This window comes from Mycobacterium sp. E2327 (assembly GCF_001672675.1).
In the GTDB taxonomy this organism is placed as follows: Bacteria; Actinomycetota; Actinomycetes; order Mycobacteriales; family Mycobacteriaceae; genus Mycobacterium.
Genome location: NZ_LZKE01000159.1, coordinates 18,874 through 30,831, shown reverse-complemented (window position 1 = coordinate 30,831; position 11,958 = coordinate 18,874). Strand labels below are relative to the sequence as shown.

Annotated in this window: 15 protein-coding genes; 10 read left to right on the top strand and 5 right to left on the bottom strand. The window is 67.1% G+C overall.

Annotated elements, in window-relative coordinates; genetic code table 11:
• The first annotated feature begins 212 nt into the window (after window positions 1–212).
• From groES to A5712_RS18925, 4 genes are all read left to right on the top strand, one after another.
• Entirely contained in the window at window positions 213–515 is a 303-nt protein-coding gene (gene groES / locus A5712_RS18940; RefSeq protein WP_007167930.1) for a co-chaperone GroES, read from the top strand.
• A 77-nt stretch (window positions 516–592) separates the two neighbouring features.
• On the top strand, window positions 593–2,215 hold the full coding sequence (gene groL, locus A5712_RS18935; RefSeq protein WP_068108043.1) for a chaperonin GroEL: 1,623 nt from the start codon (window positions 593–595) through the stop codon (window positions 2,213–2,215).
• Window positions 2,216–2,330: 115 nt separating this feature from the next.
• Window positions 2,331–2,765, top strand: a complete 435-nt coding sequence (locus A5712_RS18930) for an ester cyclase (protein WP_068108041.1) — start codon at window positions 2,331–2,333, stop codon at window positions 2,763–2,765.
• Entirely contained in the window at window positions 2,762–3,364 is a 603-nt protein-coding gene (locus A5712_RS18925) for a TetR/AcrR family transcriptional regulator (protein ID WP_156766636.1), read from the top strand. The genes A5712_RS18930 and A5712_RS18925 overlap by 4 nt, the downstream gene beginning before the upstream one ends.
• Before the next feature lie 146 nt (window positions 3,365–3,510).
• Here A5712_RS18925 and A5712_RS18920 read toward each other — a convergent pair whose 3' ends face one another.
• On the bottom strand, window positions 3,511–3,912 hold the full coding sequence (locus A5712_RS18920; RefSeq protein WP_068108039.1) for a hydrogenase: 402 nt from the start codon (window positions 3,910–3,912) through the stop codon (window positions 3,511–3,513).
• A 133-nt stretch (window positions 3,913–4,045) separates the two neighbouring features.
• On the opposite strand from A5712_RS18920, the gene A5712_RS18915 reads away from it, so the two are divergent.
• From A5712_RS18915 to A5712_RS18905, 3 genes are all read left to right on the top strand, one after another.
• On the top strand, window positions 4,046–5,560 hold the full coding sequence (locus A5712_RS18915; protein WP_068108038.1) for an adenylate/guanylate cyclase domain-containing protein: 1,515 nt from the start codon (window positions 4,046–4,048) through the stop codon (window positions 5,558–5,560).
• Between the two features lie 76 nt (window positions 5,561–5,636).
• Entirely contained in the window at window positions 5,637–6,737 is a 1,101-nt protein-coding gene (locus tag A5712_RS18910; RefSeq protein WP_068108036.1) for a ferritin-like domain-containing protein, read from the top strand.
• Between the two features lie 47 nt (window positions 6,738–6,784).
• On the top strand, window positions 6,785–7,450 hold the full coding sequence (locus A5712_RS18905; protein WP_068108034.1) for a nitroreductase: 666 nt from the start codon (window positions 6,785–6,787) through the stop codon (window positions 7,448–7,450).
• A 7-nt stretch (window positions 7,451–7,457) separates the two neighbouring features.
• Here the strand turns inward: A5712_RS18905 and A5712_RS18900 are convergent, their stop codons facing one another.
• Window positions 7,458–8,186 (bottom strand): superoxide dismutase family protein, encoded by a 729-nt coding sequence (locus A5712_RS18900; protein WP_068108032.1) that lies wholly within the window; start codon window positions 8,184–8,186, stop codon window positions 7,458–7,460.
• A gap of 115 nt (window positions 8,187–8,301) precedes the next feature.
• On the opposite strand from A5712_RS18900, the gene A5712_RS18895 reads away from it, so the two are divergent.
• Window positions 8,302–8,571, top strand: coding sequence for a hypothetical protein (locus A5712_RS18895; protein WP_156766635.1), 270 nt, complete (start codon window positions 8,302–8,304; stop codon window positions 8,569–8,571).
• A gap of 4 nt (window positions 8,572–8,575) precedes the next feature.
• Here A5712_RS18895 and A5712_RS18890 read toward each other — a convergent pair whose 3' ends face one another.
• Window positions 8,576–9,061 (bottom strand): hemerythrin domain-containing protein, encoded by a 486-nt coding sequence (locus A5712_RS18890; RefSeq protein ID WP_068108028.1) that lies wholly within the window; start codon window positions 9,059–9,061, stop codon window positions 8,576–8,578.
• Window positions 9,058–9,843, bottom strand: a complete 786-nt coding sequence (locus tag A5712_RS18885; protein ID WP_082973525.1) for a Rieske 2Fe-2S domain-containing protein — start codon at window positions 9,841–9,843, stop codon at window positions 9,058–9,060. Before A5712_RS18885 ends, A5712_RS18890 begins: the two co-directional genes overlap by 4 nt.
• A gap of 325 nt (window positions 9,844–10,168) precedes the next feature.
• Here A5712_RS18885 and A5712_RS18880 point away from each other — a divergent pair, with 325 nt between their 5' ends.
• On the top strand, window positions 10,169–10,450 hold the full coding sequence (locus tag A5712_RS18880; protein WP_068108024.1) for a DUF4190 domain-containing protein: 282 nt from the start codon (window positions 10,169–10,171) through the stop codon (window positions 10,448–10,450).
• Here the strand turns inward: A5712_RS18880 and A5712_RS18875 are convergent.
• Window positions 10,447–10,755, bottom strand: coding sequence for a WhiB family transcriptional regulator (locus A5712_RS18875; protein WP_067009583.1), 309 nt, complete (start codon window positions 10,753–10,755; stop codon window positions 10,447–10,449). The genes A5712_RS18880 and A5712_RS18875 overlap by 4 nt on opposite strands.
• A gap of 365 nt (window positions 10,756–11,120) precedes the next feature.
• On the opposite strand from A5712_RS18875, the gene A5712_RS18870 reads away from it, so the two are divergent.
• On the top strand, window positions 11,121–11,921 hold the full coding sequence (locus A5712_RS18870) for a hypothetical protein (protein WP_068108022.1): 801 nt from the start codon (window positions 11,121–11,123) through the stop codon (window positions 11,919–11,921).
• Window positions 11,922–11,958 lie beyond the last annotated feature (37 nt).

Sequence of the window (11,958 nt, the reverse complement as noted above, 5' to 3'; positions counted from 1 at the left end):
CACGGCGCCCTTGAGTGCTAGCACTCGCATGTATAGAGTGCTAGGTGGCAATCGGCCAAGCCCCTGTGTCGGCACCCGCGACGACGGCGCGAGGGCACGGATGGATGCTGGGTCAACTGATAATCCGGCCGGGGCGAACGCCCCGGACCCGGACCTAACACATGTCCGGGGCGAAGGCTCCGGCCCGATCTAACTAGTGGAGGGCTCCAATCGTGGCGAAGGTGAACATCAAGCCACTCGAGGACAAGATTCTCGTGCAGGCCAACGAGGCCGAGACCACGACCGCGTCCGGTCTGGTCATTCCTGACACCGCCAAGGAGAAGCCGCAGGAAGGCACCGTCGTCGCAGTCGGCCCGGGCCGCTGGGATGAGGACGGCGAGAAGCGGATCCCGCTGGACGTCTCGGAGGGTGACACCGTCATCTACAGCAAGTACGGCGGCACCGAGATCAAGTACAACGGCGAGGAGTACCTGATCCTGTCCGCGCGCGACGTGCTGGCTGTCGTATCCAAGTAAGGACCGTGTTCCGCCCCGGTGATCCCCGCGCACCCCGCGGGTGATTTCCGGGGCGGCATGCGTTGTGAAGGAGCCTGATGAGCAAAGTTATTGAGTACGACGAAACCGCGCGCCGCGCCATGGAGGCCGGCGTGAACAAGCTCGCCGACGCCGTCCGGGTGACGCTGGGTCCGCGCGGCCGGCACGTGGTGCTGGCCAAGGCCTTTGGTGGGCCCGCCGTCACCAACGACGGCGTCACCGTCGCGCGCGAGATCGACCTCGAGGACCCGTTCGAGAACCTGGGCGCCCAGCTGGTGAAGTCGGTGGCCACCAAGACCAACGACGTCGCGGGCGACGGCACCACCACCGCGACCGTGCTGGCGCAGGCGCTGGTCAAGGACGGGCTGCGCATGGTCGCCGCCGGTGCCAACCCGATCGCGCTGGGCGTCGGGATCGGCAAGGCCGGCGACGCGGTGTCCGAGGCGCTGCTGGCCGAGGCCACGCCGGTCTCCGGCAAGGAGGGGATCGCGCAGGTGGCGACCGTGTCGTCGCGCGACCCGCACATCGGTGAGCTGGTCGGCGAGGCGATGACCAAGGTCGGCGCCGACGGCGTCGTCAGCGTCGAGGAATCCTCCACCCTGAACACCGAGCTGGAGTTCACCGAGGGCGTCGGCTTCGACAAGGGCTTCCTGTCGGCGTATTTCGTCACCGACTTCGACTCGCAGGAGGCCGTGCTCGACGACCCGCTGATCCTGCTGCACCAGGAGAAGATCAGCTCGCTGCCCGACCTGCTGCCGATGCTGGAGAAGGTCGCCGAATCGGGCAAGCCGCTGCTGATCGTCGCCGAGGACGTCGAGGGCGAGGCCCTGGCGACGCTGGTCGTCAACTCGATCCGCAAGACGCTGAAGGCCGTTGCGGTCAAGGCGCCGTTCTTCGGTGACCGCCGCAAGGCGTTCCTCGAGGACCTCGCCGTGGTTACGGGCGGGCAGGTGATCAACCCCGACGCCGGCCTGCTGCTGCGCGAGGTCGGCGCCGAGGTGCTGGGCTCGGCGCGGCGCGTGGTGGTCAGCAAGGACGACACGATCATCGTCGAGGGCGGCGGCTCCAAGGAGGCGGTCGCCAACCGCGTCAAGCAGTTGCGCGCCGAGATCGAGAAGAGCGACTCCGACTGGGATCGCGAGAAGCTGCAGGAGCGGCTGGCCAAGCTGGCCGGCGGCGTCGCCGTCATCAAGGTCGGTGCCGCCACCGAGACGGCGCTCAAGGAGCGCAAGGAAAGCGTCGAGGACGCCGTCGCGGCCGCCAAGGCCGCCGTCGAGGAGGGCATCGTCGCGGGCGGCGGAACGGCGCTCATCCACGCCCGAAAGGCGTTGCAGGAGCTGCGCGCAACGCTCAGCGGCGACGAGGCGCTCGGCGTCGACGTGTTCTCCACGGCGCTGGCGGCGCCCCTGTACTGGATCGCCACCAACGCCGGCCTGGACGGCTCGGTCGCCGTGAACAAGGTCAGCGAGCTGCCCGTCGGGCAGGGCCTGAACGCCGAGACGCTGGAATACGGCGACCTGCTCGGCGCCGGCGTGATCGACCCCGTCAAGGTGACCCGGTCGGCCGTCGTCAACGCGGCGTCGGTGGCCCGGATGGTGCTCACCACCGAGACGGCCGTCGTCGACAAGCCAGCCGACGCGGACGACGACGGCCATGGGCATGGCCACCATCACCACCACTAGGTAATGCGGCAAGAAACACCCCCGGCCCCTGGTGGCCGGGGGTGTTTTCGTATGCCAGACAGCCAGCTGATTACTGGTCTTGTGCAACGTCCTTACAAACTAGTAAGTTAGCAGCATGCTCACCACAAACCGTGCCGCGATCGCCCGGCCCGCATTCGTCGAGGATTTCTTTGAGCGCTGGGCGAAGGCATGGAACGAACATGACGGCGACGCAGTGGCCGAATTGTGCGCTGACGACTTGATTTACGACGAGCCGGCGCTGGGTGACACGGTCCACGGTCGTGGCGCAATCCGTAACTTCGTCACGGCGATGGACACCGAGTTCCCCGACCACAAGTTCTCGCTCGAGGGTTTGTACGGCGAAGTGGGCCGGCCCGCAGTGCTGGTCGCTTGGCGATTCACTGGCACGCACGCCGCCACAGGTCGGAAGGTCGAATTCCACGGTGACGATCGGCTGGAATTCGGCGAGGACGGTCTGATCAGTGCGTATCGCTGCCTCTACGACAATCACGCGGTACTGCGCCAGTTGGGCGAAACGTCGTCACGATGACGGCCGACGCTGTGACGTCGGTTGGTGCTCGGAAGCCGAGGTCGGTTCGACGCGCCGAGATTCTCGACGCGGCAGCGGTCGAGTTTGCCGAAACCGGTTTAGCCGGAACACGTTTGGAGGCAATTGCCGCACGCGCGGGACTATCGCATCCGCGAGTGGTCCAGGTGTTCGGCTCGAAGCGCGCCCTTTTTCTTGCGGTCGTCGACGTGACCTTCGACCGTATCGCCGCCGCGTTCGTTGCCGCAGCCAAACGTTCAGAGGCGAGCGACCATGCGATACCGCTAGGAATTCTCGGCGACGCTTACCGGCGGTTGCTGCAGCGTGACCGAACCATCGCGCTGATGATGCTGCACAGCTATGCCGCGGCCGGCGACGACGTCGTGCGAGAAGCAGTCGCCCGCCGCCATCTCGCGCTTCAACGCGAAGTCGCGGCCATGACTGGCGCAGATGCGCGCGGAGTGCAGACATTCTTCGCCACCGGACTGGTGGTCACCGTCTCAACCGCGCTTGCGCTGCCAAGTAAACGGACTGACGCGGCGTGGGGCGCATGGCTGCTGGCACGGGTCTGTGCGGTGAACGATGCGACCGAGTCACGATGACGGCGGCTTACTTTTAAGACCACCCAAACGGCGGTGGTCGACAAGCCCGCCGCGGCCGAGGATGACCACGCCACTGGCACCACCACCATTGGGCCAAGCGATTACCAAGCACCCCAGGCCACGACGGTCGGGGGTGTTTTCGTTTTTCACAGCCCGAAGATAACGATCCCCACGCCGACGATGATCGCCACCGCGAGCGACAGCAACAGGATGCTGACGATCCGCTCCTTCGCCGCCGGGGCCACGTGGTCGCCTGCCGCGATGGGCGCGAGTCTGCGGCCGGCGCCCCATGCCGCCGCGAGCAGAGTGGCCAGCCAGTTCACATAGGCGGCATACACGATTAGCACGACTGCCGTAACCGCCCAAGCGTTGGGCAAGTGGATGTGCGGCCAGAGCAGGCCGATCAATACGAGGAACATGCCGTTGAGGACTGCCTCGAGATGGCTCGACAGCGCCATGCGCGGGTTCTTCAGCGCCGACACGGCGAACCCAGTGACCAGGCCGACGAGAAACAGGGCCAATCCGAGCGTGAACAGCACCGTCTGCATGTCAGAAGGTTATGGGTGTCCGGCCGCGCGCGTCCTGAACTTAGCGCCATGTGTGTGGCTGTAATTCACGACCGCTGAGTCAAGCAGTCGCGAAACACTCCTGGTTCGTCGCGCGTGGTGTTTCGCTATTCGCATGGATCGCATCTGGCAGATGGCGTGGGATCGGTACAAATCGAGGTACCCGTGGGCGGCCTGGGCGCTCACGCTCCCCCTCGCACTGCCGGTCTACCTCGCCTGGTCGCTTGGCATTGTCGCGTTCGAAAGGTCCAATCGATACGCCGAGGCGGCCGCGGTGACCGTGGTCGCCGTGCTCGCGTATGTGTATCTGCTGGTGATGCCCGGTGGAAAAGAAGCCCGCCTCATTGAGTGGTGGGCAGCTGGCGACGGCGTCGATCGAGAAAGCGCGCTGCGCGCCACCTACAGCTACGGCCGCAAAGTGATTGCGCGGGGGATGGCTGTCACGGTTGTTTCGCTCGCGGCGCTGTTCGTCGCGGTCGGGATGGTTGCCGGAGCGAGCGGATCGCGGCTCGTCCAGTACGCGATTCTGGGCGCCGTTGCCGGATCTTCCGGCCAGCTGATCACCGTGCACAGCTACACCGAATCAATCCTGCGGCCCGCCCGGGCCGCGATCGCCTCGGACACCGGGATCGGTGATTCCCTGCCTCGCTCTCGCCCGTCGTTCGCCACGTGGACCAATGTGGCCATGCTCGCGGTGGGCTTCGCGTTTGCCGTCGCGGGCGCGCTTCTGGGCGCCGTGTTGGACGTGGCCAGGCACGGCCCCATCCTCCCCATGCTGATCGGTGGTGTGCTGGTGCTCCTGATCGGGCCGTCGCTCTGGGCCGCGTACTCGCCTCTGCTGCAACCCATTCGCGATCTCGCCGCGGGAACCGATCGCGTCGCGGTTGGCGATTTCAGCCGGCGCCTGCCGGTGGTGCAAGATGACGACCTCGCCGCGCTCGCGGCGTCGTTCAACCGCATGCAGGTGGGACTGACTGAGCGGCAACGACTTCAGGCCGCGTTCGGAACCTACGTCGACCCCGCCCTGGCCGCACGATTGCTTGAGCAGGGCGACGACGTCTTCACCGGCGAGCGCCGTGAGGTCACCGTGATGTTCATCGACATCCGCGACTTCACCACGTTCGCCGAGGCCAACAGCGCCGAGGACACCGTCGCCCGGCTCAACGCCCTGTTCGAGATCGTGGTGCCTGCCGTCGTTGATGCCGGGGGGCACGTCAACAAGTTCCTCGGTGACGGCGCGCTTGCGGTCTTCGGTGCCCCCAATGACCTCGCGGATCATGCCGACGCCGCGGTGAGCGCGGCGGTCCTCATCCATCGCCTCGTCGCCGAGCGTTTCGACGGTGCGCTGCGGATCGGCATTGGGATCAACACCGGCAAGGTGATCGCTGGGACCATCGGCGGCGGAGGCAAGCTGGAGTTCACCCTGATCGGCGACACCGTCAACGTCGCGGCCCGCGTCGAGCAACTCACCAAAACCACCGGCGACGCCCTGCTTCTTACCCAGCAGACGGTCGACGCCTTGGTTTCTCGACCGTCGGGGCTTACCCACCGGGGTGCGCACGCCCTGAAGGGCAAGTCGACGCCCACCGAGGTTTTCGGTCTCGGCCCGTCAGCCGAGCGTCATGGTTGACGCGGCTGCCGTACGAGGTGCAATGTGATACTGGTCATATGACCACTGGTCATACCGGGCGGAGAGGTGAGAACTCATGACCACCAGGGACAAGTACACGGACGTACCCGAGCCCTACTCGTGGACGGTCCCCAGTGCCGGCGATGCGCGCTTCACCTGGGAGTACGACGAGGGTCGCGCCCGGCTCCTCTCTCTGTACCAAAAGGGAAAGGACAAGCAGTGGGATGCCCAGTCGCGCATCGACTGGGCGCAAGACGTCGACCCCGACAACCCGGTCGGCCTGCCGGACGAGTTCCATCCGCTGTTCGGCAGCCCGGTGTGGGAAGCCGCCGACGAGTCGCGTCGCGCCGAGATGCGCCGGCATTCCCAGGCCTGGCAGTTCTCCCAGTTCCTGCACGGCGAGCAGGGGGCGATGGTGTGCGCGGCCAAGATCGTCGAGGTCGTCCCTGACTTGGACGCGAAGTTCTACGCGGCCACCCAGACCATGGACGAGGCCCGGCACGTGGAGACGTTCTCGCGGTTCCTGCAGGAGAAGGTCGGTCTGGTCTACCCGATCAACAAGAACCTGACCCAATTGCTGGACGACACCCTGCGCGACTCACGTTGGGACATGCCGTATCTCGGCATGCAGGTCCTCATCGAAGGGCTCGCACTCGCCGCCTTCGGGACGCTGCGCGACTTGGCGCCGCCGGACTCGCTGGCCAAGCAGGTGCTGGCCTACGTCATGCAGGACGAGGCCCGGCACGTGGCCTTCGGTCGAATCTCGTTGAAGGACTACTACTCCGGGCTGACCGAAGCCGAGCGCGATGAGCGTGAAGAGTTCGTCGTCGACGCCTGCTACCTGATGCGCGACCGGTTCCGCGGCGAGGAGGTTTTCGAAACCCTCGGCCTCGACGTCAAGGTGTGTGCCGAGTGGGTCGACACGTCGCCGCTGATGATCCAGTTCCGCGCCCACCTGTTCAGCCGGATCGTGCCGATCGTCAAGGACATCGGGCTGTGGGGCGACAAGGTGCAGAAGGCCTTCACGGAGATGGGCGTCCTGGACCTTGCGTGCTCCAACATCGAGGCGCTGATGAAAGCCGACGAGGATCAGGCCGACGCGCTGGACAAGGCACACGCCGAGATGGCCGACCGGGCGCTCGAAGTCGACCAGGTGATCGCGGCGGGCGCGGGCTGACCCAAGGGCCCCTATGGTTGGCAACGAAGCCGATCAGGGGAGCGACCGTGGACGTATACGAGGCAGTCACGACCCGACGAGCCGTGCGCGGATTCACCGACGAGCAGGTGTCGAGGGAGGTGCTGGAGCGGGTGCTGTCCGCGGCGGCGTGGTCGCCGTCCGGATCCAACCTCCAGTCGTGGAACTCCTACGTGGTGACCGGCGCGCCGCTGGCCGAGCTCAAGAAACGCGCCGGCGAACGCGTGGCCGCTCGCGACCCCTGGGACGAGCGGGAGTACGAGATGTACCCCGACGACCTGAAGTCCCCCTACCGCGAACGCCGATCCGCCTTCGGCCACGAGCGCTACAGCGCGCTCGGCATTGAGCGCGAGGACTGGGAGGCCCGTCAGAGGGCCGCTTCCGCGAACTGGGAGTGCTTCGGCGCGCCCGCCGCCCTGTTCTGCTACATCGACCGCGACCTCGGCCGGCCCCAATGGGCCGACGTCGGCATGTACCTGCAGACCGTCATGCTGCTGCTGCGCGCCGAAGGGCTGCACAGCTGCCCGCAGATGGCGTGGTCGGTGTATCGCAAGACCGTCGCGGAGATCCTGTCGCCCCCGGACGGGCTAATCCTGTTCTGCGGCATGTCAATCGGGTACGAGGACCCGGCGGTCGGCTACGTGCGCACCGGCCGCGCGCCGCTCGACGAGACGGTCACGTTCGTCCACGGCTAGCCTCGCGTCAGCGCGGAGGAAGGCTGGGCGGGGTCGTCCAGGTGTAGCTCGGCGTGGTCGTGACGGTCGGGGTGCTGGTGACCGTGACCGTGCTCGTGCTGGTGCTGGTGGACGGCGGAGGCACGGCGGTCGTGACGGTGGTGACGGTGGTGGTCTCCGTGGTCGACGACGTCGTCGTCGCGGCTGCCGCGGTGATCACGCCGCAGGCCAGCCGCTTACCGGAATCACTGCTGGACGTGCCGCTGAGGTTGTCGGCGGCCTGGTGGATGACCAGCGCGGTGCCCGAGCTGTTTCTCAGGTCCGCGGCGGTGAAGGAGTTCGTGGTGGTGACGAGTTTCGCCGAACCGTCGGAGCGCACCTGCAGCGCGGTCAGGTCGCCGCTGGCCGGGTAACCGCTGTGGCCCGGCGCCTGATAGACGCTGCCGGCGGAGCTGAAGTCCCCGCCCTCGCACTTGCCCACGGCGTGGATTTGCAGGCCATGGAAGCCCTGGGTCAGAACCTGATTCGGGCCCGCCTCCACCGTCACCGTGGCGTAGCCGCTGGTGAAATCGATGGTGGCGGTGGCGACCTGGGTGCCGTCGGCGCTCTTCAACTGCGTGGTCATCCGCTCGGCGCCCGCCGCCGCGCTCGAGGACGGCGACGTGGTGGACTGGTTACCGCCCTGGTTTGCGCATGCGCCCAATGGCGCGATGGTCGCGGTGAGTGCCGCGACCGCAAAGGCCATTTCCCGTTTCATGGGCTGGGCCTACCCCGATGAGCCAATATCAAACCGCCGAACAAAGATATGAGAGGTATATGAGCCGGGCCGTGGCCGGTGCCGCGCACCCGCGCCTTGTGCGAGCGTGGGTTGGGTGGTCTCCGAACCGCAGTTGACAGAAGCGCTCCGGCAGACGTCGAGCTACCTGTGGATAGCCGACGTGGCGGGCAAGAGGAATCTGCCCATGATCCAATCGCTTTACAGCTTTGCCGCCCGGCAGACGGTCGCCTATACCGAAGACGGCGAAGAGTGGCACCTGCGGGCCGCCACCGCCGCCGCGCGCGACGCCACCCGGATGCACGATCTGCTCACCGGCCGCGCGCCGCGCACCCGGGGCGCGCTCGGCGCGCCGACGAACCTCTGAGCGGTTATCCTCCCAGCGCACTGAGCAGGGCCTTACGCCCGCGGACGCGGAGCCGGTGGACGCTCGATTGACGCAGCTCGGCGATGCGCTCGACCATCCGGTTTCCCAGGGCCTCAAGCACGTCCGCACTCAAATCGATTGGGGCCGGGCACAAGTCGCGCTCTTCCTCGCTGGCGTGGGCGTCCAGCACGGTGACGAACGAGCGCCACTCGTCGGTGTATTCCGGTGCGCTCGGCGCTGTGCGCAGCAGCACCGTGAGCTGATCCCAGACCTGGCGGTGTTCGGCATGGGCGATCGCGACGAGCTCGGTTGCCGCCGACACCGCCGGATAGAACAGGTCGTCCTCGATGCGCATGTGGATGTCGAGCTCGACCAGCAACTCGTCGAGGGCGCGTTGCCGTTCGTCGGTGTCCGCCGGTATCGAGGTGATCTTCTCGCAGAGCCCGCGCAGGACCTTGTGGTGCTCGAAAAGTACTTCGTAACAATTCATTTCGCCGTCCCTCGGACCTCGACGAGCCCGTAGCGAATGCGTACGGGGTAGCTCGGCAGCGCCGCCGTCGCGGGTCCGCGCAGCACCTCCCCGGATTCGCACGCGAACCTCGAACCGTGCCACGGGCAGACGATGCGGTCGTGGTCGATCCAGCCGTCGCCCATCGGGGCGCCCAGGTGCGGGCAGCGCTCGCCGACGGCCAGCACGTGGCCGTCGTTGCGGTAGAGCACCAGGCCGACGCCGTTGACCTCGACCCGCTGCGGCTGGCCGTCCAGGGCGGCCGCCGGCAGCACCGGCGTCCAGTCATCCGCGGCCAGGCGGTCGCCGGAGCGATCGACGCCGGTCGCCTCCCCGTACACCAACGCACCACCGAGGTAGCCACTGCCGAGGGTAAGGCCGTAACCCAAAGCGCTGCTTGCCATTCCGCGCAGCTGACGGCCCCGGCGCCGGTCCCACCACGACGCCGCGTACAGCCCCGTCGCGACCGCGTTGAGCACGCCGTGCACCAGGCCGATGCGGCGCGACTGCTCGTGGGTGTGCTGCCAGTCCGTCACGCCGGTGGCGGCCGCGCCGAGGCTGCCGACGATCCCGACGCCCAGCGCGAATCGCGACGCGTCGCGGTAGGTGCGACCGGGAAGCAGGTCGGCCGCATCCATCGCGACCGTCGTCGTCAGCGCCCCGGTCGGCACCGACGTCAGCGCCGGGTGCAGCGGATGGCCGAGCCAGGTGCCGTGCAGCGCGTTGCCGACCCGATCCCGATGGCGGCCCATGGCCGCGAACAGGAAGGTCAGCGCGTGCTCGAGGCGGTAGCTCGGCCGATCCAGCCACCGCTGTCGTGCAAGTGTGGTCCGGATCTGATCAAAGGAATTGTGTGACCGTTCAGCCACGGCACTCCTCCTGTGGAGTGGGTGAACCGACGCGGCGCAGCGGGTCTCGACGACGTGCCGATCGGACCACGGCCGGCCTGCGGCGCGCGGCCCACCTCTAGGACACGGATCGCGACCGCGAATTGTTCACCCGACAAATTCGGCGGGCCAAGAAACTTTGCAGAATTCGCCAAGCCCCGCACGGCACGCTCGGGACCAACAGCCAGGTGGGAGGAAAGAAATGACGACTACGGAACTACCGTCCGCGCAGGCCAAGTCGGAGGCGCGCTACTCGGTGATGATGGGCATCGCCGGGCTTCTCCTGCACGCCAACTGCGGCCTCGGCATCGTTCTTTCGCTCGTCGGCGCGGCAATGGGATTCGTCGCGCTGGACCGCGCCAACCGCGACAGCCGGCCTCGGGGGCTGGCCATCGCGGGCGTCGTGCTGGGATGCGCGGGAATAGCCTCGTGGCTCGCGGTGATGATCTCCTCCGGCGGCCTGTTGGGCACCGGCGTGCACTAGGCCGAGCGACGGATCCCGCGGTTGCGGCCGATGTCGCCCTTCAGCAGCATGTCGCGCTCGGATTCCGACAGGCCGCCCCAAACTCCGTACGGCTCACCAACTTCCAGCGCGTGGGACCGGCACTCCTGGATCACCGGGCACCGCCGGCACATCTCCTTGGCGCGCTGCTCGCGCTGCATGCGGGCGCGGCCACGCTCGCCGTCGGGGTGGAAGAACATCGACGAGTCAACGCCGCGGCACAGGCCTTGCAGTTGCCAGTTCCAGATGTCGGCGTTGGGGCCAGGTAGCTGCTCCGGCTGTGGCATTGGATCGTTCCCTCTCTGCACGGCACGCCCAGAAGTTCAGGTTCGCGAAGCGTCGGACAAGCGATTGTGCAACCGATTTTCGAGTGGGGTCACCGCTGACTACCCGTCGAACTAGAACTTAGGGTGGGCGGCGAATTTCCGTCAATAGCCACTTAGGTCGCCAAAATATGTAAGCGTTGTAAGAGAATTAACTCGCCGTTCATGTGCCACGCTTTTCTTGACCAAAGACCGTGCTACCAGGCGCTTGACCGGACCGTGATTTCCCAGCTCAGCGCGCAAGACAGTGGGGGGAGCAATTAGTACGCAGCTCATGGCGATTAACAGCTCGGTAACAAGAACAGCACGAAGTGTTTACTACTATCACCGTGATTGAAACTGGTCACACTTCGGTGATAAAGAGCACACTGGCCGCCGCCGCCTTCGGGGAGCAACCCGGGACCTGGCCGCTGCCGGCGGCAAACACGCCGCAGCAACTGTGGTGGCGGGCCGTCGCGGCGGGCGGGCAGGGCCGCTACGGCAGCGCCTACCACGACCTGGCGGAGCTGCGACGCGCCGGCGGCCGATTGGCGTCGCTGGCGCACAGCACGCATGGCTCGTTCCTGCGCCAGCTGGGCTGGCATGAACTGGCGCGGGGCTGGGACGGCCGCGCGCTCGCGTTGGCCGGGGCGGACGCGGAGGCGCGCGCCGATGCGCTGATCGGGTTGGCGGCCGACGCGCTCGGCGTCGGCCGGTTCGCCGCCGCGGCAACGTTGTTGGGTCGCGTGGACCTGGGGGCGGTCCCGGACCGGCTCCCGGTGCGCCGGGGATGGGTGGCCGCCGAGTTGGCGATGGCCTCCGGGGACGGTGCGTCGGCCGTGCGTCACGCCGAGGAGGCCGTCCGGCTGGCGGAGGCGATGGTCGTCTCGTCGGTGCGGCACCGGATCAAGAGCGACGTGGTGCTCGCCGCCGCGCTGTGCAGCGCCGGCCGCGTCGAGCGCGCCCGAGGGGTCGCCGAGGCGGCGCTGGACGCCACCGGCCGGTCCAACCTGATCCCGCTTCGATGGGCGCTGGCTTGCTTGCTGATCGACATCGAAAGTGTCACGTTTTCAACACAAAAGCTGCGTGAAATTCGCGATATCTGCGCAGGCCAGGTGCGGCGCGCCGGGGGCGCGTGGCGTTCCGCTTGAAACGGCCTTCGGCCCGTTATTGTCATTGCGTTAGTTA